18 protein-coding genes and 4 pseudogenes are annotated in these 22,375 nt (G+C 74.9%); 16 read left to right on the forward strand and 6 right to left on the reverse strand.

The genetic code is table 11. The annotated features are described in order from the left end of the window. Positions 1–36 precede the first annotated feature (36 nt). Together BM536_RS23690 and BM536_RS23695 are read left to right on the forward strand one after the other, a co-directional pair. Positions 37–828, forward strand: coding sequence for an SDR family oxidoreductase (locus BM536_RS23690; protein ID WP_073494770.1), 792 nt, complete (start codon positions 37–39; stop codon positions 826–828). A gap of 257 nt (positions 829–1,085) precedes the next feature. Further along, complete coding sequence (locus BM536_RS23695) at positions 1,086–1,565, forward strand: ATP-binding cassette domain-containing protein (protein WP_425444661.1); 480 nt, start codon at positions 1,086–1,088, stop codon at positions 1,563–1,565. Here the strand turns inward: BM536_RS23695 and BM536_RS23700 are convergent. After that, positions 1,556–1,882, reverse strand: a complete 327-nt coding sequence (locus BM536_RS23700) for a hypothetical protein (protein ID WP_073494772.1) — start codon at positions 1,880–1,882, stop codon at positions 1,556–1,558. The two genes, BM536_RS23695 and BM536_RS23700, sit on opposite strands and share 10 nt — an antisense overlap. A gap of 157 nt (positions 1,883–2,039) precedes the next feature. Between BM536_RS23700 and BM536_RS23705 the strand changes: the two genes are divergently transcribed. Next, positions 2,040–2,585 (forward strand): DoxX family protein, encoded by a 546-nt coding sequence (locus BM536_RS23705; RefSeq protein ID WP_094103430.1) that lies wholly within the window; start codon positions 2,040–2,042, stop codon positions 2,583–2,585. Positions 2,586–2,654: 69 nt separating this feature from the next. Continuing rightward, complete coding sequence (locus tag BM536_RS23710; RefSeq protein WP_073494774.1) at positions 2,655–3,062, forward strand: MazG-like family protein; 408 nt, start codon at positions 2,655–2,657, stop codon at positions 3,060–3,062. On the opposite strand, the gene BM536_RS23715 is transcribed toward BM536_RS23710, so the two are convergent. The 4 genes and pseudogenes from BM536_RS23715 to BM536_RS43105 all read right to left on the reverse strand — a co-directional run. Then, a complete protein-coding gene (locus BM536_RS23715) occupies positions 3,027–5,933 on the reverse strand; it encodes a helix-turn-helix transcriptional regulator (protein WP_094103431.1) in 2,907 nt (968 codons plus the stop codon). The genes BM536_RS23710 and BM536_RS23715 overlap by 36 nt on opposite strands. Before the next feature lie 116 nt (positions 5,934–6,049). Next, positions 6,050–6,256: a hypothetical protein gene (locus BM536_RS23720; protein ID WP_073494776.1), complete on the reverse strand. Its 207-nt coding sequence runs from the start codon at positions 6,254–6,256 to the stop codon at positions 6,050–6,052. 142 nt (positions 6,257–6,398) lie between these two features. Further along, a complete protein-coding gene (locus tag BM536_RS43100; protein ID WP_245873717.1) occupies positions 6,399–7,064 on the reverse strand; it encodes a lanthionine synthetase LanC family protein in 666 nt (221 codons plus the stop codon). Positions 7,065–7,219: 155 nt separating this feature from the next. Beyond that, positions 7,220–8,803 (reverse strand): annotated as a pseudogene (locus tag BM536_RS43105) (type 2 lanthipeptide synthetase LanM family protein); the annotation flags it as partial. Here BM536_RS43105 and BM536_RS43110 point away from each other — a divergent pair. Next, the gene (locus tag BM536_RS43110; protein ID WP_245873752.1) at positions 8,729–8,899 is read left to right on the forward strand and encodes a hypothetical protein; all 171 of its coding nucleotides are present in this window, start codon (positions 8,729–8,731) and stop codon (positions 8,897–8,899) included. The pseudogene BM536_RS43105 and the gene BM536_RS43110 overlap by 75 nt on opposite strands. Before the next feature lie 194 nt (positions 8,900–9,093). Here the strand turns inward: BM536_RS43110 and BM536_RS43115 are convergent, their stop codons facing one another. Further along, positions 9,094–9,555 (reverse strand): hypothetical protein, encoded by a 462-nt coding sequence (locus tag BM536_RS43115; RefSeq protein WP_245873719.1) that lies wholly within the window; start codon positions 9,553–9,555, stop codon positions 9,094–9,096. 586 nt (positions 9,556–10,141) lie between these two features. Here BM536_RS43115 and BM536_RS23730 point away from each other — a divergent pair. From BM536_RS23730 to BM536_RS23765, 11 genes and pseudogenes are all read left to right on the forward strand, one after another. Beyond that, positions 10,142–10,765 carry a response regulator transcription factor gene (locus BM536_RS23730; RefSeq protein WP_073498075.1) on the forward strand — a complete coding sequence of 208 codons (624 nt, stop codon included), beginning with the start codon at positions 10,142–10,144 and terminating at the stop codon, positions 10,763–10,765. Beyond that, the gene (locus BM536_RS44035; protein ID WP_281258587.1) at positions 10,762–10,896 is read left to right on the forward strand and encodes a hypothetical protein; all 135 of its coding nucleotides are present in this window, start codon (positions 10,762–10,764) and stop codon (positions 10,894–10,896) included. The genes BM536_RS23730 and BM536_RS44035 overlap by 4 nt, the downstream gene beginning before the upstream one ends. Before the next feature lie 32 nt (positions 10,897–10,928). Beyond that, positions 10,929–11,405 (forward strand): helix-turn-helix transcriptional regulator, encoded by a 477-nt coding sequence (locus tag BM536_RS23735; RefSeq protein WP_211362934.1) that lies wholly within the window; start codon positions 10,929–10,931, stop codon positions 11,403–11,405. Between the two features lie 160 nt (positions 11,406–11,565). Continuing rightward, positions 11,566–14,160 (forward strand): annotated as a pseudogene (locus BM536_RS23740) (non-ribosomal peptide synthetase); the annotation flags it as partial. Positions 14,161–14,480: 320 nt separating this feature from the next. Next, complete coding sequence (locus BM536_RS43120; RefSeq protein WP_245873721.1) at positions 14,481–14,756, forward strand: phosphopantetheine-binding protein; 276 nt, start codon at positions 14,481–14,483, stop codon at positions 14,754–14,756. A 45-nt stretch (positions 14,757–14,801) separates the two neighbouring features. Next, a pseudogene (locus BM536_RS23745) lies at positions 14,802–16,069 on the forward strand (diaminobutyrate--2-oxoglutarate transaminase). A 28-nt stretch (positions 16,070–16,097) separates the two neighbouring features. Then, positions 16,098–17,045 (forward strand): ornithine carbamoyltransferase, encoded by a 948-nt coding sequence (locus BM536_RS23750; protein WP_073498069.1) that lies wholly within the window; start codon positions 16,098–16,100, stop codon positions 17,043–17,045. A gap of 177 nt (positions 17,046–17,222) precedes the next feature. Next, complete coding sequence (locus BM536_RS23755) at positions 17,223–19,553, forward strand: lantibiotic dehydratase (RefSeq protein WP_094103432.1); 2,331 nt, start codon at positions 17,223–17,225, stop codon at positions 19,551–19,553. Next, positions 19,550–19,780, forward strand: a pseudogene (locus tag BM536_RS43125) (AMP-binding protein); the annotation flags it as partial. The gene BM536_RS23755 and the pseudogene BM536_RS43125, both read left to right, overlap by 4 nt. Positions 19,781–19,901: 121 nt before the next feature. Further along, positions 19,902–21,068 (forward strand): amino acid adenylation domain-containing protein, encoded by a 1,167-nt coding sequence (locus BM536_RS23760; RefSeq protein WP_245873723.1) that lies wholly within the window; start codon positions 19,902–19,904, stop codon positions 21,066–21,068. Beyond that, positions 21,065–22,375, forward strand: coding sequence for a pyridoxal-phosphate dependent enzyme (locus BM536_RS23765; protein ID WP_245873747.1), 1,311 nt, complete (start codon positions 21,065–21,067; stop codon positions 22,373–22,375). Before BM536_RS23760 ends, BM536_RS23765 begins: the two co-directional genes overlap by 4 nt.

Below are 22,375 nucleotides of genomic sequence, written 5' to 3' on the forward strand. Positions count from 1 at the left end.
GCACCGGCTCCCGTACGCTGCGGGGCCATGAAGCCCATGCGAACTGCCGAGAAGTCGGCGTCGGAGTCCCGGTCCGAGTCCGGGTCGAGGATCGCGGTGGTGACCGGTGCCGGTTCCGGCATCGGTCGCGCGGTCGCCGTGGAACTGCTGCGCACCGGCTGGTCGGTGGCCCTGGCCGGCCGCCGCACCGGGACCCTGGAGGAGACGGCCGCGCTGGTGCCGGACGCCGCGAGTCTCGCCGTACGGACGGACGTCTCACGTCCGGACGAGGTGGCGGCCCTGTTCGCAGCCGTGCGTGACCGGTTCGGCCGCCTCGACCTGCTGTTCAACAACGCGGGCACGTTCGGGCCGGGCGGGGTGCCGGTGGAGGAACTCCCCTACGACGCCTGGCGGCACGTGGTGGACACCAACCTGAACGGGGCGTTCCTGTGCGCGCAGGCGGCGTACCGGCAGATGAAGGAGCAGGAGCCGCAGGGCGGGCGGATCATCAACAACGGGTCGATCTCCGCGCACGCGCCCCGCCCGCACTCCGTCGCCTACACCGCCACCAAGCACGCCCTGACCGGCCTGACCAAGTCCCTGTCGCTGGACGGGCGGGCTTACGGCATCGCGGTCGGGCAGATCGACATCGGCAACGCGGCGACCGACATGACCGCGCGGATGCAGACGGGCGCGCTGCAGGCCGACGGCGGGATCGCGCCGGAGCCGGTGATGGACGTTGCCGATGTGGCGCGCACGGTGCGGCACATGGCGGAGCTGCCGTTGGAGGCGAACGTGCAGTTCGCGACGGTGCTGGCGACGGCGATGCCGTACGTGGGACGTGGCTGAACCGGCAACCTACACAAGCGGAATTGAGCATTCCGCACCATAAGGGCCGGTCGGGGGCTTATGCTCAACACCTCCTCCACAAATACTTCACAGTTGGAGGGCAGAGCTTCCGTCGACCGCACCGAGGGGGAGGACGGCAGCCGTTCCGCCGCACCGGATGGGGGTGGACCTCGCGTGAAGACCCGCGAGGTGCGCACCGGACCGCGGAACGGCTGCCGTGCACCACACACGCGCACCCGCGGGTGGCGGCGGCCCGGATGAGGATCCGGTCCCGGAGGCGTTTTCCCGGCCTGCGCACATCCCTTGCCCAGGGTCACTCAAGGGTTCCTCCCTGGTGCGAGGCCGCGGAGCGGCGCGAGCGGGTGGCGGAGGCGCTGCGCTCGGTCGGGCTCGGCGAGCGTCTCGGCCACGCGCCGGCCGAACTCTCCGGCCGGCAGCGGCAGCGCGTCGCGATCGCCCGCGCGCTGGTCAAGAAGCCGAGGGGGCTGCTCGCCGACGAGCCCACCGGCGACCTCGACGAGGGCACCCGCGGCGACATCATGGGCCTGCCGGAGGGCCTGTGGCAGGAGTACGGGCTGACGTTCGTCCTGGTCACCCATGAGTCGTCGATCGCCCGGCGGGCACCTCGGCCGGCCACGATCGACGCGGGGAGGATCACACTGACGGAACAGGCGGTGGCCGCGCCGCCCGTTGAGACCGGCCGGGCCGGCCGCGGCGCTCCGCCCTCCTACGCCTGACCGGTCTCGAAGCGGGAGATGCGGCCGTCGTCCTCGACGACGAAGCTCCACCTGGTGCGCATCTCACCCCATGTGTCGTTGCTGTAGCGGGCGAGGAGGGTCCGGCCGCCGTCCGACTCGTTGTCGACCTGCAGATGGCCGTGGGAGGAGAAGATCTCCCGGTCGACCCACTCGGTGAGATCGCGGTCGGAACCGTCGTCGGCCATGGTCGCGTCCGGGGTGAGGAGCTTCAGGAAGGCCTCCTGGTCATGGGAGTTGACCGCGGAGACGAAGGCCCGGACGGCCGGGTCGGTGAGTTTGCCGGCATGGATCGTCATACGCGTCAGCCTCACACCGCGCCCCCCGCCCCGCCACCCGAACGGCTTCCGGGGCGGGGCGGTCAGGTGTGAGGGGTGCGACGGTGGACACGCGGGGGGATCGTTCCTGTCGCCCTGTCCGCTCTCCGCCTGTCCGGCTGCTTCTCCGGGAGTCATCGTGACCTGTTACGACCGACGTGATCTGGGCCTGCTGCTGCTCCGGCTGGGAACGGGTGGGGTGCTGATGGCGCACGGCGCGCAGAAGCTGTTCGGCTGGTTCGGCGGCCACGGCCTGGAAGGAACCGGCCGGTTCATGGAGTCCGTCGGGTACGCGCCGGGCAGGGCGAGCGCCACGGCGGCGGGTCTGGCGGAGACCGGCGGCGGCGCACTGCTCGCGCTGGGACTGGCCACCCCGGCGGCGGGCGCCGCGGCGGCCGGTGCGATGGCGGGTGCCTCCGCGGTCCACGTACCCAACGGCTTCTTCGCGCAGAGCGGCGGCTACGAGTACGCCGCCTCCCTCGGTCTGACCGCCGCCGGCCTGGCCGTCACCGGCCCCGGCCGCCTCTCCCTGGACCACGCCCTCGGCCACACGGTCAACCGGAACTGGATGGTCCCGGCCGCCCTCGGCGCGACGGCGGCGGCCACGGCGGTCGTCGTCGGCCTGCGCACCAGGCGGCTGCGGCGGCGCGAGGAGGGGGAACAGGAGGCCCTGTTCGAGGAGTGAGGGGAGCGAGGGGTGCCGTTCAGCGAGGGGTGCCGTTCGGGGGGCGGCCACGGTGGGCAGGCTGCGCCCATGAACGACAGCCTCCCCGACGCCCCGCGGCACCCGCACTCTTCTTCCGCCGGGACCGATCTGTGGGAAACCGTGGACGCCCTGTCGGCCTGGCTCGACGCCGGTGAGCCGGTCGCCGGCCGGGAGGCCCTGCTGCTGCGGATGCTGAAACTGTCCGAGGAGGTCGGCGAGGTCGCCCAGGCGGTGATCGGCGCGACGGGCCAGAACCCCCGCAAGGGCGTCTCCCACTCCTGGGAGGACGTCGAGTCGGAGCTGTGCGACGTGGTCATCACGGCGCTGGTGGCACTACGGACGCTGACACCGCGGGCGCGGGAGGTGTTCGCGGGGCACCTGGCGCGGGTGGCGGAGCGGTCAGGGGGGATCCGGCCGGCTTCAGGACTGCTCCGCGGCCAGGGCACAGAGCTGTGAGCGGTTGGGCAGGCCGGTCTTGGCGATCAGGCTCGCGACGTGCTTCTCGACGGTGCGCGGCGATATGTAGAGCCGGGCGGCGATGTCCTTGTTGCTGGGGCGGTCGGCCAGCAGCCGGAAGATCTCGTACTCGCGGACCGTCATGCCCATCAGGCGCAGCTCCGGTGGAATCCGGTCACTGCCGGTACGGTGCTGGCGCACCGGCGCGCCGATCGCGCGCAGCAGGGTCCGGCAGGCGCCGACCACCGCGGTGGCGGAGGTCTCGCGGAAGTGGTGCTCGGCCTCCCGCAGCCATCTCTCCGGCTCGCCCCACCTCAGCGCGTGGGCCTCCTCCGCGATCAGCCGCTGCCCGAGGTGGCGGGCGGTGGGATAGGGCGCGCCCGTCTTCTGGGCGAGCAGTGCCGCGTGTCCGGCCGCCTCGGGCCGGCCCTCCCGGCCGAGCAGGACGGCCTCGGCGAGCAGGACGAAGTGGCGGTTCCAGCGCATCCGGCCCGCGGCGCTGGCGGCCAGCCGGTCGAGGTCACCGCGGTCGGCCCGGCCGTCCAGGAGGTCGAGCAGCAGACGCAGGCCGTGCCGTCCGCTCAGATGGAAGGTGGTCGGGTTCTCGGTCTCCAGCGCCTCGATGTCGGCCATGGTCCGGACCGCCTCGTCCCGGTTCTCCTCCAGGAGGGCGCAGAAGACCTGTGCCAGGCCGAGGGCCAGCGGCTCCTCGGGCGAGCGGCTCCCGCCCCAGCGTCCGAAGTCGGTCAGGGCCTCCTCCATGGCGGTCCGGTCGCCCTGGTGAGCCGCCAGCACCGAGCGGGCCATCAGCAGGTAGCGGGCGACCGAGGTCAGCTTCAGGCGGGCCGCCATGGTCAGCGTCTCGTCACCCCGCACCCGGGCGTCGGCGAACCGGCCGCGCAGCACGTCGTGCAGGGTGAGGATGCCGTCGATGCCGTAGAGGACGGTGACCGCCCCCAGCCGCCGGGCCTCCGCGCGCGCCTCGTCGAGGACGGCGGTGCTGCCGTCGTCCAGCCAACGGAGGCCGCCGAGCCGGGTGAGCGCGTACATCCGCTGGAGCGGCAGGCTGTGCCGTTCGGCGGTGCTTATCGCCTGTTCCAGGTAGGTGCCGGCCTCCGACAGGTCGCGTTCGCGGGCGACCACGCCGAGAAGTTCCCAGGCCTGGCAGGCGACCAGGGGCAGGCCCTGCCGCTCGGCGGTGGCGAGCGCGGCCCGCGCCAGCCGCTCGGCCCGCTGGGTGCGGTCCCGCCCCGGCGTGTCGAGGCACAGGTACGCCTCCACCACGTCGGTCATCGCGGTGTGCGCCTCGTCGGGCGCCGTCGCCAGCAGTGCGCGGGCCCGTTCGATCTGGACGTTGCCGTCGGCCCAGCGACCGGCCATGTACGCCACGTGCGCGAGGCGGGTGTGCAGGGCCGCCAGCCGGGTCGCGCCCAGGCCGGCTCCGACGAGTTCGCGCAGGCTGCCGGTGAGGCTGAGTGCCCGGGTCAGGTCCCCGGTGTCCGCGAGCGCGGGCAGCAGCGCCTCCAGTGCCTCGGCGCGGGCGGCGGAGTCGCCGCCTTCCGCCAGCAGCCGCTCGGCGCGGTCGAGCAACGCGACCGCGGATCCGACCGCGCCGTCGGCGAGGGCCCGGCGCCCGGCCTCGGTGAAAAGCCGGCCGGCCCGAACGGGGTCGCCGGCGTCGGCGCGCAGGGTCGCCACCAGTGGGCACCAGTCGCTCGGCAGACCGGGATTGAGCGTCTCGATCGCGTTCGCGGCCTGGTCGGACAGGGCGGCACGCGCGGTCGGGGTGAGCTGCGCGAGCAGCGCCTCTGCGGTCAGCGGATGCTGGAAGGAGTACCAGTCGGGGGCGGGTTCGTCCGGGGCGACCAGCCGGGCCGCCACGCTCGCGTGCAGGTGGCTGAGCAGGCTGCGGTCGTCGACGCCGGTCATCGACTGGAGCACCGACAGGGGGAAGCGCCGGCCCAGCACCGCGGCGGCTGTGAGCAGTGTCCGCCCCTGCGGGCCCAACTGGTCGATGCGGTGGATGGCGCCCTCCAGCAGCGCCCTGGGCATGTTGCGGCGGAGGTCGCCGACCACCCGCCAGGTGGTGCCCTCGCGGACCAGCGAGCCGCCCGCGACCGCGCCCTGGAGGAGTTCCTCGACCAGGAACGGGATGCCCCCGCTGTCCTGCCACATCTGGTCGAGCACCTCGGCGGGCAGCCGGCCGGGATCGGTGTCCAGGCAGGAGGCGATCATCCGGCCGACCTCGTCGGCGTCCAGCGGTGCCAGCCGGAACACCGTCGCGCTGCGACGGCGCCCGGCGGACACGGCCAGGCTCAGCGCCTCGCCGGGGTCGGACCGGAGGGTCACCGCCAGCATGAGCGGCTGCTGTTCGAGGTTGTCCACCAGGTACTCGACGACGGCGAGGGTCTCGGTGTCGGCGTCGTGCAGGTCCTCCAGAACCAGCAGGCAGCCGCTCTCGCGGCCGGCGTGGGCGAGCACCCGCAGGACCGCTTCGGCGAGCACCACCGTCGATCCCTGGTCGGGGGCGCCGGTGCTCCAGCCCGGGACGAGCCGGCCGAGCACCGGGCGGTACGGCCCGAGGCTCGCCTCGTCCGGTGTCACCCCGCCGCGGGAGAGCGGCATCAGTGCCTCGGTGAGGGGCCGGAGCGGCACCATCGGTCCGATGGTGCTGCTCCGGCCCTTCAGGACCCGGACGCCTGCGTCGAGCGCCGATCCGATCAACTCGGCGACCAGCCTCGACTTGCCGATTCCCCCCTCTCCGACCAGAAAGGCCGTGCCTCCGCGTAACCGGTTCAGTTCCCGCAACGATTCGTCGAGCTCGGTGACTTCGGCCTCACGGCCGATAAGATGAGCTGCCCGCAGACGCATACCTCCGGATAGTAGTCACTCGCTCACAAGAGCCGCACACCTGCGCGGACGCCGGCAAGGGCAGCGAACCGGGTGACGTCCTCCACGACGCCTGCGGGGCCGTTGGTGACGGAGGCTCAGGCGGGTACCGACACGGTCGTGAAGGCGGCGGAGCCGAGGCCGACCACCACGCCGCTGCCGAGGGTCAGTCCGGCCAGCGCCCGGGTCCGGGCGCATGCCCCGTTCCGGCGGACCAGCCGGATCTCGCCGGCCGGGTCCGTGACCTCGGCGGACGCGCCCTCGGGCTCGCCGTGGACGGTACCGCTCTGCGGGAAGCTGGACATGGGTCTTCCTTTCCATGGATGTCGATCCGATGAGGATCGCTCTGTGTATCGACTGGTCGTCATATCGACTGTTCGTCTTACCGAAAAGGTCGTCGTGGTGCCCGCGCCGCGGGCACCGGGCCGGACGGCGGTACGGAATCGTTCAGCCCCACCCGCCGTCCTGGGCGGAGCCGAGCAGCAGGACCGAGGGCACGGTGTCGGCGAAGCCCAGCCGCAGCAGGGCGTAGCCGATGCCCGACAGCCCGGTGAGCAGACCGGGCGTCGGCACCCGCCCGGGTGTCCCGCAGCGGGGCCCCCAGGCGTGGAGCAGTCCGAGGACCAGGCCGATCCGGCCGGTCAGGCCGCTTCGCGCCTCGGCGTGGCCATGCCGAGCCAGGGCGGCCACCGCTTCCGCGATGCCCAGCTCGCCGTGGCACGGACTGAGGTCGGCCACCGGCGGGTGCTCGGTGAGCCGGCGGCTCGCGTCCCGGGCCGGGTCGTTCGCCGGATGCGGACGGATTCCGGCGTCGGCCGCCGCCAGTACGACGCCGGTCGTGCCGGAGCACCAGCCCGCGTCGAGCCGGTCCGCCGCCGCGAGTGCGGAGGTCAGCCTGGCCCGGCCGGCCGCGTCGGCCCGCGCGCCCAGCGGGCCGCCGACGAACCGGGCGTGCCGGGCGAGCGCCCAGCCGATCCCGGCCTCGCCCGAGGCGAAGCCGAGGCTCTCCGGCGCCTCGTCGCCGGGCGGGCCGGCCGACGGAAGCTCCAGCAGCCGTTCGGCGATCCGGTCGGCGAGGTCGGCGGCCTGCGGCAGTCCGCGCTCGCGGTGCACCGCGTGCAGGGCGGCGAGCGCTCCGGCCAGGCCGGCCGACACGTCCGGTGGGGTGTCGTCGCCGAGCGCCGCCAGCGCCAAGGCGTCCAGCGCCGTCGGCAGCACTCGGCGAGGTCGTCGTCGACCAGGGTGGCCGCCCGTGCGAGGGCGTAGCAGATCCCGCCCAGGCCTTCGAAGCCGCCCGGGCCCACGGCCCGGCTCAGCGCCGGGTCGGCGGCCATCGCGGCGACGAGTTCGGGCACCGGGGCGAGCGCCGCCCGGGCCAGCTCGGTGTGCCGGGCGGAGCCGGTGAGTGCGCCGAGCTGGGCCAGGAACAGGGCCACTCCGCTGTATCCCTGGGCCAGTCCGGCGCCCATGGGCAGCACCGTCCAGTGGTCGTCGACCGCCTCCAGGCCGATCCAGTTGACCCGCCCGTGCCCGTGGACGGCCCGGCCGGCGATGTCGTCGGCGATCCCGGAGGCGGCAGCCAGCAGCGCGGAGGGTTCCGGCAGGGCGGCCGGAGCCGGGCGGGCCCGGCGGCTCACCCGGTGGCGGCGTCCGGCGGCGCCGGGCTCCGCGGACGCCAGGGTGGCCGAGATGATCCACTCCTGGGCGCGGCGGTCGACGGTGCGCATGGCGGCCAGCTTCGCCCGTGCGGAGGCGAGGCCGGAGGTGTCCAGAACGCCGTTCACCGGGCTCCCGTCCGAGGCGAAGACCTCCGGTGAGCCGGGCCGGTGGAAGAAGACGGGGACATCGCCGTCCCACAGGTCGGCGATCTCGTACTCGATCAGGGCCTGGCGGGCCGGGTCGCCGTCGGAATCGGCCCACAGCACCGCGAACATGGCGTCCCGGTCGAGCCCGTCGCGCAGCACCTGCGGATGGGTCGCCTCCTCCAGCAGGGTGGCGTACAGCATCGTCGGGCGCAGCACGAGCCGGCCGACCGCGTCCGCGCCGGCGGCCAAGGGTCCGGCCGGGCCGGCCAGTTCCTCGCGGTGCCGGACCACGGCGTCGTACCCGGTACGGAATCCCGCCAGGACCGCGGCCACCCGGTCGGCGCTCCTGGGCCCCGCCGCGGCGCTGTACGGCCGGTTCAGCGCGCCGGTGAACGGCACCGGGCGGCGCACCAGGCGCATCTCGTCCGTGCCGGCGGCCTCGCAGACCATCCGGGTGTTCGGGGACTGTCCGCCCGGTGCGCCGCCCAGCCCGGAGACGTCGACCGCGCCCACCTCGCCCACCAGGAGCTGCGGCAGCAGGCAGGTGCGGTGCACCGAGGAGGCGTGCGCCCGCGCGGCCGGATCCGGACGGGTGGTCCCGCCCTCCGGCAGGACGGGGTGCAGCAGAGTCTCGACGTCGACGAGCACGGGCTGGTCGCCGTGCGCGAGGACGTTCTCGTAGTGCAGGTCCACCCCTTCTAGGGTGTGGGCCAGCGCGATCAACGCGCCCTGGCGACGGTGGAACCGGTCGATCTCGGCCAGCGAACGACACGTCCGGTGGTCGATGTACTCCAGCCACCCGTAGCCGTCCCCGGCCACCCAGCGCGGGGTGCGCAGCCCCAGGCCCGGGGCTTCGGTGTCCAGCCAGCCGGCCATCCGGTCCAGCAGGGCGTGCTGGTCGACCGGCCGCGGCTTGTAGACGGCCCTGCCGCCGCCGGTGAACCGGAGCACCGCCACCGACCTGCCCCGCTGGTGCAGGTCCCCGAGTCCCAGCTCGACGGCGGCCAGCGGGCCCGGGTCCCGTCCGGCGAACAGCTCGTCGGCCAGCTCCTGCCGGTCGGCGGCGAGCCCGCGAGCAGCTCGGCGCCGGACCGGGCGGTGTGGCGGCAGGTCCGGGCCAGCAGACGGGCGAGCACCGGGTAGCCGGCGAACAGCCGGGCGAGACCCTCCCGGGTGCCGTCCGGGCGGCGAAGTCGGCGAACCGGGCCACCGCGGTGGCGCCGGACAGGTCGCCCGCGGTCCGCGCGGCGGCGAGTTCGACGACCAGGGTCCGGGCGGCCGCCTTGGCCAGTCGCCGTGCCAGCCAGCCCGCGTAGGCCCCGGCGAGGACGGCCGCCTCACCGGGGTCGACACCGTCCGCTCCGGCCTGTTCGACCAGCTCGGCGACGGCCGCCGTCACCAGCGGGCGCAGCACCGGTTCGAACACCACCGCTCCGTCCGCCGGATCGGCGGGCGCGGTCACCGCGGCCCCGCAGACCTCCGCGGGCGTCTCGGGGGGCCGCGGCGATCGCCGCTTCGACGAACACCGCCCACCGCGGCTTGGCGAGCCGGGCGGCCAGGCGGGCCGGAGGTTCGGCGGCGAGTGCCGCCATCAGCCGGGGGTCGGCGCCCAGTCGGGCCGAGCGGACGGAGTCGCAGGTCAGCTCGATCGGCGAGCGGGTGCGCAGCCCGGCGGCCGGACCCGCCGCCGGCGCCGCCGGCGGGTGCGGGGCCGACAGCCGTTCGCGCAGTGTCGCGGCCGGCGCCCACCAGGAGGGCGCCACCCCCGCGGCAGGACCGGCGGTGTCGGTTGTGGTCACGTCCTTCACCCTTCCAGCGGTGTCGCACGCCCGTACAGGGGAGCACCACCCCCATATTCCGCGGCGGACTACCCAGTCGACGCCACCGCCGAACCCCCCTTCCGCACCGCCGAAACCCCCCTTCCGCACCGCCGGACGGCCCGCGGGAGCGCCGGGCGGCCGCGACGCGCCGGGTCCGGGGGCGCGCGGGCCGCTGTGGTGGATTCGGCGGCCGGCGGTGCCCGCGTCGGGCGCCAGGCACTCGGACCAGCGCCGACCCGGCTCGCGGGCCGCCACCGCGCGGTCGGGTCCGCTCAGGTGGACGGCGCCAGGTGGTCACACGGGAACGCACGGTGCTGGGCCGGCATGTCGGGGGTCGTCGGGACGAGCGGGGGCCGCCGGCACCCGGCGCGGTCCGGCGGCGCCCGGCTGTGCGCGGTCCGGCCGGCGGCGCAGGCCCGAGACGGGCCGACGGGCCGGCGGGGTACGGCCCGAGACGGGCCGGCGGCGTACGGGAATGCGGGTAATCGCGCCCCATGCGGCGCGCCGCACCGGTTGCCGAGACTCCTCACCGAAAGGTTCGCCCCACGCTGACCGAGGAGTACACATGGGCAGTCCCCTGTCGTTGTGCGTCGTGGCCCTGGACCCGCTGCTCGAAGCCGGCGCCGTCAGCGCCCTGTCCGGCAGCCCGGACATCGCACTGGTCCAGCCGGAGGCGACGGCCGACGTGGCCGTCGTGATCGTCGACCGGGTGGACCGCCGGGAACTCGACCTGGTGGCCGCGACCGGTGACGGCCCGCACGGGCCCGCCGTCATCGTGATCGCCTCCGACATGTCCCCGGCCGAGGCGGCGGAGGCCATCAACGCCGGTGCCCGCGGTCTCCTGCGCCGGCACGAGGTCGACGCCGACCGGCTGGCGCGCACCGTACGGGCCGTGGCCGGCGGCGACTGCACCGTGCCCCCCGACCTGATCGACGGCCTGCTCGACCAGAACACCGAGATGGACACGTATCCCGGCGTGCGGGGCCACGGAGCCGACCGGGGTCTGGACGAGCGGGAACGCGCGGTCCTGCGGATGGTGGCCGACGGCCGGGAGACCGATGAGATCGCCAGGGAACTCTGCTACTCCCCGCGGACGGTGACCACCGTGGTCCGCGACATCACCCAGCGATTCCGGCTGCGCAACCGCGCCCACGCGGTGGCCTACGCCCTGCGGACGGGCCTGCTGTGACCGGCCTCGTCCTCGAAGCGGCACCGGACGCCGGGCGGGACGTCGACGCACTGCGGGTGCACCTCGGCCCGGCGGGCGGAGCGGCCCGCGAGACGGTGGCCGCCAGCCTGCGCCGGGCGGCATCGAGCTGACGACGGCCGGAAGCGGCGACGGGGCCGTCCGGGTGGCCGCCGGCCGGACGCCCGGCGCGGCGCTCGACGGCTGGCCGGAACCCGGCGGCGGCCCCCTCCTGCTGGTCGCCGACACCTTCACCGCCGCCGGAGTGCGGCTGGCCGTGCGGGCCGGGGTGGTGGCCATCCTGCAGTCCGCCGAGGCCACCCCGGAGCGCCTGCTCACCGCCGTCCGCGCGGCCCGGTGCGGCGAGGGCCGGATGTCCTACGGCGTCCTGGTCCGCCTCCTCGGCGAGGCGGGCGGCGGCGACGCGGAGCACCGGCGCCCCGCCCCCGACTCGCCGCTCACGGCCCGGCAGAAGACGGTGCTCGCCCTGGTCGCCGAGGGGCACGGCAACGCGGCCATCGCCCGTGAACTCTCCTGCTCCCAGCACACCGTGAAGAACGTCATGTACGACCTGATGACCCGCCTCCAGGTCCGCAACCGGGCCCACGCGGTGGCCCACGGCGTCCGCACCGGGCTGATCTGACCCGGTCCCGGTCCCGACCAGAGACATTGACGCAGCAAAAGCCGCGACGGGCGCTGCCGCTCCTTCCCTACTGCGCCGCCACGCCCGAACGGCAAGCTCCGGACGTGCCCCGACCACCCGAGGCGCGCGACGACCTACCCGACTCCTCGGAGGTGAGCCGGTGGACCACTGTGGCAGCCGGACGACGTCCTTCTCGCAGCAACGGCTGTGGTTCCTCGACCAACTGCGACCCGGCACGGCGGACCATCTGCTTCCGCTGGCGCTGCGCCTGCGCGGCGGCCTCGACACCGAGGCCCTCGCCGCCGCCCTGGCCGACGTGATCGACCGGCACGAGGTGCTGCGCACCCGGTACGCGGCCGCCGACGGTGAGCCGGTGGCCCACGTGGGCCCGCGGACCGGGGTTCCCCTGGACACGGTCGACGCGCCCGCAGCCGGAGCGGCCGGCGTCGCCGCGGTTCTCGACCGCGCGCTGCGCGGACCGGTCGACCTGTCGGCCGGTCCGCCGCTGCGGGCCACCCTGGCGCGGCTCGCGCCCGACGACCACCTGCTGGTCGTCGTGGTGCACCACATCGCCTTCGACTTCTCCTCCTGGAGCATCCTCACCCGCGACCTGGCCGCGGCCTACCGCGCCAGGATTACCGGTGTCCCCCACGAACTGCCGGAACTCCCCCTGCAGTACGCCGACCTCGCCGCCCGGCAGCGCGAGCGGTGGGCCGGCCCCCGGCTCGCCCGGGGCCTCGACCACTGGCGTTCGCGGCTGGCGGGCCTGCCGACGCTGGACCTGCCGACCGACCGGCCCCGCCCCGCCGAGTTCGACGGTGCTGCCGCCGTGGCCCGGTTCACCCTCCCGGCCGATCTGGTGGACCGGGCCGACCGGCTGGCCCGGTCCCACCGCGCCACCCGGTTCATGGTGCTGCTCGCGGCATTCCAGGCCCAGCTGGGCCGCTACAGCGGGCAGAGCGACTTCGCCGTCGGCACCCCGGTCGCCGGCCGCGGCCAAGCCGCCGCCAGGGACCTCATCGGCCCCTTCGTCAACACGGTGGTGCTGCGCGCCGACCTGTCCGGCCGACCGAACTTCGGCGAGCTGGTGGACCGGGTCCGGACCGCCTCCCTGGCGGACCTCACCCACGCCGACATCCCGTTCGAACGCGTGGTCGGCGCGCTGGCCCCGCCCCGAGACCTCAGCCGCAACCCCCTCTTCCAGGTCTCCTTCCTGACCCTCGACTCCGAGGCCCAGCCACCCGACCTGCCCGGCCTGTCGGTCGAGCTGGTGTCCACCCCGGTCGCCGGGACACCGTTCGACCTGGCACTCGACCTGCTCGGCCGCCCCGACGGCAGCCTCGGGCTGCGCCTGCAGTACGCCACCGCGCTGTTCACGCCCGAGACGGCCGCCCGCATCACCGAGGACTACGTCCGGGTCCTGCGCGCACTGCTCGCCGCCCCGGACGAGCCGCTGGCCCACGCCACCTCCGCACTGCGACCGCTGCCCGGCGGCGAGCGCCGCCGCCGGCTCGCGCTCGGCGCCGGCAGCTCCCGCGCCGTGCCCCCGCACACCGTCACCGACCTGTTCGAGCAGCAGGCGCGCCGTACCCCGCACGCCACCGCCGTCCTCTCCCGGGACGGCGAGCTGAGCTACGCCGGACTCGACGAGCGGGCCGACGAGCTGGCGCACCGGCTGCGTGGCCTCGGCGTCGGCCGCGGCACCCGGGTGGGCGTTCTGCTGGAGCGCGGCACCGGGCTCCTCGTCGCCCTGCTCGGCGTCCTCAAGGCGGACGCCGCCTACGTCCCGCTCGACCCCCTGCACCCCGCGCGGCGTATCGGCCACCTGATCGAGGACACCAGGGCCGCCGTGGTCGTCACCAGCGGCCCGCTGGCCGGGCGGGTGGCCGGCACGGAGGCGAGGACCCTCCTGCTCGACGGTGCCCCGCCATCGGCCGGCCCGACGCACCGGCACGAGCGGACCACCGGCCCGCACGACCTGGCGTACGTCTTCCACACCTCCGGCTCGACCGGCACTCCCAAGGGCGTGCAGATCCCGCACGGTGCCCTGACCAACTTCCTGCACGCGATGGCCGCCCGGATGGAGCTGGGTCCGGCGGCCACCGTCCTCGGCGTCACCACCGCCTCCTTCGACCCCTCGATGCTGGAGCTGTGCCTGCCGCTGCTGACCGGCGCCCGGCTGGTGCTCGCCGACTCCGAGCAGGCCCGCGACCCCGAGCGCCTGATCCGGCTCATCGACGAGGCCCGTCCGGATCTGGTCCAGGCCACTCCGTCGATGCTGCGGATGCTGGTCGACACGGGCTGGTCCCCCGGCCCCGGCCTCACCGTGCTGTCCGGCGGCGAGAAACTGCACACCGACCTGGCCGCGGCGCTCGCCGCCGGCGGCGCGCCGGTCCTGGACCTCTACGGGCCGACCGAGGCCACGATCTGGACCAGCGTGGCCTCACACGGCGCCGACGGACGGGTACGGCAGTGGGCCGCGGTGGACAACACCACCGTCCGGGTGCTCGACGACCGGCTGGAGCCGGTGGCCGAGGGCGTCACCGGGCACGTCTGCATCGGCGGCGACGGCCTCGCCTGGGGGTACCGGGGGCGGCCCGCCCAGACCGCCGGCGTCTTCCTCCCCGACCCGCACGCCACCGGGCCCGGCGGCCGGCTCTACTCCACCGGCGACCTCGGCCGGCTCCGCCCGGACGGCTCGCTGGAGATCCTCGGCCGCAGCGACCACCAGGTGAAGATCCGCGGCCACCGGATCGAACCCGGCGAGATCGAGGCCGCGCTGCTCGCCCTCGACGGCGTCCGCGCCGCCGTGGTGCACCCGACGCCGGACGCGACGGCGGGCAGCAGCTCACCGCGTACCTGGTCGCGGCGGACGCCGGGAACCCTCCCCCGCCCGACGCCCTGCGTGCCGAGTTGCTCGACTCCCTGCCCCACCACCTGGTCCCGGCCACGTTCGTGCTGCTGGACGCCATCCCGACCGCGGTCAGCGGGAAGGTCGACCGTCACGCGCTGCCCGCACCGACGCCGCAGGCGGCGGGCCCGGCCGCCGCGCCCCGCACCCCGCGGGAACGGTCCGTGGCCAGGGTCTGGGAGGAGGTCCTCGGGGCCACCGGGATCGGCGCCCACGACGACTTCTTCCTGCTCGGCGGACACTCGCTGCTCGCCACCCGGGTGTCCGTGCGCCTGCGCGCCGCCCTCGGGGTGGACATCCCCGTACGGGCACTGTTCGACCACCCCACCGTCGCCGCCCTCGCCACCGCCCTGGACGGCTACCCGCTCCTGGCCGCGGACGGCCCCCTGCCGCGGCTGACGGCTCGCCCGCGCGGGGAGCGCACGACCGCCGGCCGCTGACCGCAACCGCCCCCTCGCCCACCGCCTCCTCGCCCAAGGACCGCCATGACCCTCGTCGCGACCACCGACACCTCCGTCTTCGAGAAGATCGAGTCCGAGGTGCGGATGTACTGCCGCACCTTCCCCGTGGTGTTCGAGCGCGCCAAGGGCGCGCTGCTGCACACCGACGACGGCCGCGCCTTCATCGACTTCTTCTGCGGCGCCGGCAGCCTCAACTACGGGCACAACCACGACGCCGTCAAGCGGCGGATCCTCGACTACCTCGCCGACGACGGCCTCATGCACGGCCTCGACATGTACACCGTCGCCAAGCGCGACTTCCTGACCCGTTTCACCGAGGTCGTGCTGCGACCGCGCGGCCTCGACTACAAGGTGCAGTTCACCGGACCGACCGGGACCGACGCGGTGGAGGCCGCCCTCAAGCTGGCTCGCCGGGCGACCGGCCGCACCGGCCTGACGGCCTTCACGGCGCCTACCACGGCATGTCGCGCGGTTCGCTGGAGGTCACCGGCAGCCGCCGCGCCCGCCGCGCGGGCACGGTCGCCGGCGGGGACGTGACCTTCGTCCCCTTCGAGGACGGTCCGCTCGGCCCGTTCGACTCGATCGGCCTGATCGAGCGGCTGTGGGCCGACCCGTCCTCCGGCACCGAGCCGCCCGCGGCGGTCGTCGTCGAAGCGGTGCAGATGGAGGGCGGCGTCTACCCGGCGAGCCGGGAGTGGCTGCGCCGGCTGCGCGAGATCACCGAACGGCACGGGGTGCTGCTGATCCTGGACGAGATCCAGACCGGCTGCGGCCGCACCGGCGCGTTCTTCGGCTTCGAGGACTCCGGGATCGTGCCGGACATCGTCACCGTCTCCAAGTCCCTCAGCGGCTACGGGCTGCCGCTCTCCCTCACCCTGTTCCGCCGCGAGCTGGACCTGTGGCAGCCCGGTGAGCACACCGGCACGTTCCGCGGCAACCAGCTCGCCTTCGTCGCGGCCACCGCGGCGTGTGAACTGTGGCAGACCAGCGACTTCCTGACCGGCCTGCGGCGGGGGACGGAGCGCTTCACCCGGTTCCGGGCCGACGCGGGCGCACTGGACTCCGGCCTCGTGCTGCGCGGCCGGGGCATGGTGCTCGGCATCGACACCGCCCGGGCCGGCGGTGCGGAGCGGGCCGAGCGTGTCCAGCGCCACGCCTTCGAGCACGGCCTGATCGTCGAGCGCTGCGGCCGCCACGACGAGGTCCTCAAGGTGATGCCCCCGCTGACCATCGCGCCCGACCTGCTCGACGAGGGGCTCGGCATCCTGCTCGACGCCCTGCAAGCGAACTGACGACCAGCCACCCGAGGAGGAACGCGGGATGCCTCGCCCCCACCGCCACCACCTGATCTCCGTCGACGACCTGACCGACCGGGAGCTGCGCTGGCTCGTGCGCCGCGGCGCCGAGTACGCCGCCGGCAAGTGCGGCGGCGCCCGACCGCTCGCCGACGCCGTCGTCGGCGTGCTGTTCCGCGAAACGTCCACCCGTACCCGGACCGCGTTCTCGGCCGGCGCCCTCCGGCTCGGCGGACGGCTGATCACCTACGGTCCCGGCGACCTCCAGGAGAACACCGGGGAGAGTTCCGAGGACACCGGCGACGTGCTCTCCCGCATGCTCGACGTGCTGGTGGCGCGTACCGCGGGCAGCACCGAGGAACTGCGCGCCTACGCCGCCCAGGAGCGGATGGCCGTGATCAACGCGATGAGCGCCGCCGAGCACCCCACCCAGGCCCTCACCGACCTCACCACGATGCTCGGCCGCTTCGGGCGGATCGAAGGGCTGCGGGTGCTCTACGCCGGCGAGGGCAACAACACCGCCTCGGCGCTCGCCCTGGCCCTCAGCCGGTTCCCCGGCACCGAGCTGCACCTGCGGACCCCGCCCGGCTACGGAGTCGACCCGGACTTCCTCGACCGGGCCGAGGTCCACGCCAAGGAGTCCGGCGCGCTGGTCGAGGAGCGGCACAACATGGCCGAGCTGCCCGAGGTCGACATCGTCTACACCACACGCTGGCAGACGACCGGCACGACCAAGCCCGACCCCGACTGGCGGCGCGTCTTCGCCCCCTTCCGGGTGGACGCCGCCGTGCTGGCGGCCTGCCCCGGCGCCGTCTTCATGCACGACCTGCCCGCGCACCGCGGCGACGAGGTGACCGGCGAGGTGCTGGACGGCCCCGCGAGCATCGCGTTCCAGCAGGCCGAGAACAAGTACCACAGCGCCCGCGCCGTACTGGAGTGGTGCCTCGACGGCATCCCGGCGGAGTCGGCCTGACCACCGGTCGGCCTGACCACCGGTCGGCCTGACCACCGGTCGGTTGACGACCAGTCGGCCTGACCACCGGTCGGCTGACGACCAGTCGGCGTGACCACCGGTCGGTTGACGACCAGTCGGCCTGCCCACCGGTCGGCCGCCGGCCCGGCGCACTTTTCCCAGGGAGGTAGCACAGCAATGTCCGACACCATACGTATGCCCGGCGGCGGGTGGCGCCTGTGGAAGCACTTCGCACTCCGCGGGCCCGGCTTCCCCGCCGCGGGGGTACTCCGGCTGGCCCCGGAGGGCCTGGCCTCGGCCGCGGACAAGTTCGCCCGCGGGGAGGTGCCGACGGGGGCGGACTGGGAGGCGTTCGAGGAGGCCTTCTCCGCGGCCGCGGTGCGCACCGCGCGCGACCTCCAGGAGATCGCCGCCTCGGCGCCCTTCCGGGCCGCGGTCGCCTGGCAGAACCGTGCGGTGCTCCGCACCGGCATCAAGCCGTTCCTCGACTGGACGCCGTCCGCCGCGGGCCGCACCAGCATGCCCCGCCAGCGCGAGGAGCTGGTCGCCCACTACTGGCAGCGGTTCTGCGTCAAGAACGACACCATCGGCTTCTTCGGACCGGTCGGCTGGGGAGCCTTCGACCCCTCCCGGCGCGGCGTCGAGGTGCACCCCGGCACGGGCCTGGTCGCCGAGTCCCGGGTCTACTTCTCCAGCTGGTCGATGGACGCCCTCGCGAAGGCGATCGACCGCGACCCACGGGTGCGCGCGTGGACTCCGCCACGCCCGGTTCCGTTCGTCCGGGTGGTCGAGGGCACGGTGCGCCTGCCCGGCCGTCCGCCGCAGCCGGTCCCCGAACCCGCGCTCACCGTGCTGGGCCTGTGCGACGGGCGCCGGACTCCCGTCGAGATCACCGGCCTGGCCGCCCGGGCCCTGGGCCGGGACCTGGACGCCGGGGAGGTGACCGAGGCGCTGGAATGGCTGGTCTCGCGCCGCCTGATCGGCTGGAAGCTGGACGTGCCCGCCGGCACCTACCCCGAGCGGGAACTGCGCACCCTGCTGGAGCGCATCGGCGACCCGGCCGTACGGGAGCCCGCCCTGGCCAGGCTGGCGGTGCTGGAAACCGGCCGCGACCGGGTCGAGCGGGCCGGTACGGACCCCGAGGAGCTGACCGCCGCGCTCGCCGCCCTGGAGGCGAGCTTCGCCGAGATCACCGAGGTCTCGGCGGTCCGCGAGAAGGGGGCCAGGACCGCGCCCAACCGCGCCCTGGTGTACTCCGACTGCCGCCGGTCCGCCACGGCGACCGTGGGCAGCGCCGTCCTGGCACAGCTCGGTCCGCTGGAACTGTGCCTGACCGCCGCCCGCTGGATGACCGACCGGTACGCGGAGGCCGTCGGCGCGCGCATCCACGAGGCCTACCGCGAACTGCGGGAGCGGCACGGGCAGGTCGACCTCGGCTCGCTCTGGTTCGCCTGCCTGCCCGCCCCCCACCCGGAGTCCTTCGCCGACATCGAGCGCATCCAGGCCGACCTGCGCGAGCGCTGGGGGCGGATCATCGACGCCCCGGCCGGCGCCCGGCGGGTCTCGCTCTCCAGTGCCGCCATCGCCGGCCAGGTCCGCGAGGCGTTCCCCGAGGGCGGGCACGGCTGGTCGCTCAGCCGGTACGTCAGCCCCGACCTGATGATCGTCGCCGAGGACCTGGAAGCCGTCGAACGCGGTGAGTTCCAGCTCGTCATCGGCGAGCTGCACGTCGCCATGAACACCATCGGCCAGTCGCTCTTCGTCCACCAGCACCCCGACCCAGGGCAGCTGATCGACGAGACCACCCGCGACTTCCCCGGCCCGCGGCTGCTCCCCATGCTGCCCAAGGAGCTTCCGCTCAAGTGGTCGGCCCGCAGCCGGCAGTCCCTGGAGCGCCCGGAGGACCACTACGTCGCGCTCACCGACCACAGCGCCGACCCGCACCGCCCCTTCACCTTCCGCTCCGGCGAAGTGAAGGTGGAGGAGCGCGACGGCCGGCTGTCGGCCGTGCTGCCCGACGGCTCGGTCTTCGACCTGCTCGACGTGTTCTGCCACGCGCTCACCAACCGCGTGATGGACCGCTTCACCCTGCGCCCGGACGGCGACCACTCGCCCCGCATCACCATCGACTCCACCGTCGTCGCCCGGGAGACCTGGCGGTTCACCGGCCCCGCGCTGGCCTTCGCCGACGACAAGAGCGAGGCCCGGCGGTTCGTCCGGGCCCGGCAGTGGCGGAACACACACGAACTGCCCCGCTTCGTCTTCGTGGTCTCCCCCACCGAACCACGCCCCTTCTTCGTCGACTTCGACAGCCCCGTCTACGTCAACATCCTCGCCAAAGCCGCCCGACGGCTCGCCCGCAAGGACCCCGACGCCCGACTCACCGTCACCGAAATGCTCCCCACACCCGAACAGGCCTGGCTCACCGACGACCAGGGCCACCGCTACACCTCCGAACTACGCCTCGTCGCCGTCGACCGGAGCACCGCTCCCGGGGAGCCGGTGTGACCGCCCCCGCACGGACGACGTTCGTCGAGGACATCCGCGCGCACGCCGACCGCGCGCCCCACTCCCCCGCCCTGCTGACCGCCGAGGGCCCGACCTCGTACGGCGAACTCGCGGCCCGGATCGACCGGCTCGCCGCCCGGCTCGTCGCCCACGGTGTGGGACCGGAGCGGGTCTGCGCGGTGGCCCTGCCCGCCGGCGCGGACGCCGTGGTCGCGACCGCCGCGGTCGTCCGGGCGGCGGGGCGTTCCTCACCCTGGACACCGACCTGCCGGCCGGCGGCTCGCCGCGCTCGCCGCCGGCGCGGCCCACCTGCTCACCTGCGCCTCCCTCGCCGACCGTCTCCGGCCGTTGGTCGACGCGCCCGCCGTCCTGCTCGACCGGCTCCCCGCAGCCGACCGGCCGCCGGCCGGCTTCCGCGCCCCCCATCCGCGCTCGCTCGCCTACGTCAGCCACACCTCTGGCTCGACCGGCACCCCCAATACCGTCCTCGTCGAGCACGGCGGCCTGGACACGTACCTCCGTGCCGTCGTCCGCGACAACGCCCTCGGCCCCGGCACCGTCGCCCTCCAGCTCGCCCCGCCCGGCTACGACGCGTCCATCCGGGACACCTTCGCACCGCTCGCGGCGGGCGGGTGCGTCGTCCTGGTCGAACGCTCGCGCCTGCTCCGCGCCGAGTCCTTCGCCGACACCGTCGCCGAGTACGGCGTCGACACCCTCCTCAGCACCACTCCTTCCTTCCTGGGCTTCCTCGCCCAGTCGCCCCGCGCAGTGCGACGGCTGCGCTCCCTGCGCCTGGTCTGCTCGAGCGGCGAGTCACTGCGCCCCTTCCTCGCCGCCGGCGGCCGTGCCCTGGTCGGCGGCCGGCTGGTCAACCAGTACGGGCCCAGCGAGTGCACCATGACCTCCACCCGCTACGACGTGCCGGCGGCCCCCGACACCTCCGCCGACATCGTCGGCACCGCCATCGACGGCACCGTCGTACGCCTGCTCGACCCGCGGGGGCGCGAGGTCCCGGACGGGCGGACCGGCGAGGTGCACATCGGCGGCGCGGGCGTGGCCCGCGGCTACGGCGGGCGACCCGGGCTGACGGCCGACCGGTTCCCGCCCGACCCGTACGGACCGCCCGGCACACGGCTGTACCGCACCGGCGACCTCGCCCGGCGCGCCCCCGACGGGACCCTGGAGTACCTCGGCCGGGCCGATCGCCAGGTCAAGATCCGCGGCCACCGCGTGGACCCGGCCGAGATCGAGGGCGCCCTCCTCGTCCACCCCGAGGTCACCGGTGCCGTGGTGACCGCCGAGACCGACGACCGGGGCCGGACCTGGCTCGGCGCCCACGTCACCGGCCCGCTCGAGGGCACCACCGACGCCCAGCTGCGCGCGCATCTGGCCCGCACCCTGCCGCCGCACATGATGCCCAGGCGGTTCACCCGGCTGGAGCGCCTGCCCGTCACCCACAGCGGCAAGGCCGACCGGCGGGCACTGCGCGCCACCGCGCCGGAGCCCGTGTCATGACGGCCGCGGACACCCGGATCGCACCGGCCGCCGTGCAGGCCGCCGCCGACCGGATCGCCCCCCACGTGCGGCACACCCCGCTGCTGCGCCGCGACGCTCTGCCCGGACTGCTGGTCAAGGCCGAACACCTCCAGCACAGCGGGTCGTTCAAGCTTCGCGGCGCGGCCAACGCGATGCTCGCGCTCGGCGCCGACGAGGTGGTCGCAGGCTCCTCCGGCAACCACGGCATCGCGGTGGCCACCCTCGGCCGCGCCCTCGGCGTCGGGGTCACCGTGGTGATGGCGGCCGGTGCGGCCGAGGCCAAGGAAGCGGCCATCCGGGCGCTCGGCGGCCGGGTCGTCCGGGTGCCCGGCGGGGTGACCGACCGCGACCGGTACGCCAGGGACCTCGCCGCCCGCACCGGTGCCGCGCTGGTGCCCTCCTCCGACCACGAACTCGTGGTGGCCGGACAGGGCACCGTCGGTCTGGAGGTGCTGCGGGACGCCCCCGGCCTCGACACGATCTTCGTACCGGTGGGGGGTGGCGGCCTGCTCGCCGGTGTCTGCCTCGCCGCCGCCCACCTGCGGAGCGCGGTCCGGATCATCGGGGTGGAGCCCGACCGGGCCCGGCGCTACGCCCGTTCCGTCGCCGCCGGCCGCCCGGTCGAGGTGCCGCCCGTCGACTCGGTGGCGGACGGGCTGCGCGGCCAGCGGCCCGGCGAGGTGATCCTCCCGGTCGTCCGGCACCGGGTCGACGAACTGATCGGTGTCGACGACCGGGCCGTGCTCCGCGCGATGGCCCTGCTGCACCGCGCCGGGATCCCGGCCGAGCCGAGCGGCGCCGCAGCCCTGGCCGCGCACTCCGGCTCGGGCTCCCCGGACGCGGCGCTGTCGTCGTCTCCGGCGGCAACAGCGCCGCGGCCCTGGGCGCCGTCCGACCCGCGCACGCCGACACCGGCCGCTGACCGGCCGTCCGACCGGCCGCCGACTCGCGGCCGGCCGATCCCCGCCGGCCGCGCCGCGCGCCTCCCTTGTCCCCATCCACACCACTTTCGAAGAAGGACGGCCATGAACCGCATCGACACCGCCGAACTCACCGAGCTGATCACCGGCTACTACCGCGAGACACTCGGCGACGACACCCTCGACGCCACCAGCGACTTCTTCGAGGCGGGCGGTGACTCGCTCGCCGCCTTCCAGATCGTCCACCGTCTCCAGGAACTGCTCGACGAGGAGATCGCCGTCGCCCTGGTCTTCACCTATCCGTCCCCGGCCGAGCTGGCGGAGGTCGTCGTCGACGACCTGTCCCTCGCTCCCGCGTCGGCCTAG

Source organism: Streptomyces phaeoluteigriseus, assembly GCF_001896135.2.
Classification (GTDB): domain Bacteria; phylum Actinomycetota; class Actinomycetes; order Streptomycetales; family Streptomycetaceae; genus Streptomyces; species Streptomyces phaeoluteigriseus.

Excerpts from the sequence above, each read along its gene's own strand:
- BM536_RS23710 (WP_073494774.1), top strand. The coding sequence starts at position 2,655 with ATGAACGACAGCCTCCCCGACGCCCCGCGGCACCCGCACTCTTCTTCC.
- BM536_RS23715 (WP_094103431.1), bottom strand. The coding sequence starts at position 5,933 with ATGCGTCTGCGGGCAGCTCATCTTATCGGCCGTGAGGCCGAAGTCACC.
- BM536_RS23720 (WP_073494776.1), bottom strand. The coding sequence starts at position 6,256 with ATGTCCAGCTTCCCGCAGAGCGGTACCGTCCACGGCGAGCCCGAGGGC.
- BM536_RS23765 (WP_245873747.1), top strand. The coding sequence starts at position 21,065 with ATGACGGCCGCGGACACCCGGATCGCACCGGCCGCCGTGCAGGCCGCC.
- BM536_RS23695 (WP_425444661.1), top strand. The coding sequence starts at position 1,086 with ATGAGGATCCGGTCCCGGAGGCGTTTTCCCGGCCTGCGCACATCCCTT.
- BM536_RS23755 (WP_094103432.1), top strand. The coding sequence starts at position 17,223 with ATGTCCGACACCATACGTATGCCCGGCGGCGGGTGGCGCCTGTGGAAG.
- BM536_RS23730 (WP_073498075.1), top strand. The coding sequence starts at position 10,142 with ATGGGCAGTCCCCTGTCGTTGTGCGTCGTGGCCCTGGACCCGCTGCTC.
- BM536_RS23690 (WP_073494770.1), top strand. The coding sequence starts at position 37 with ATGCGAACTGCCGAGAAGTCGGCGTCGGAGTCCCGGTCCGAGTCCGGG.
- BM536_RS23700 (WP_073494772.1), bottom strand. The coding sequence starts at position 1,882 with ATGACGATCCATGCCGGCAAACTCACCGACCCGGCCGTCCGGGCCTTC.
- BM536_RS23750 (WP_073498069.1), top strand. The coding sequence starts at position 16,098 with ATGCCTCGCCCCCACCGCCACCACCTGATCTCCGTCGACGACCTGACC.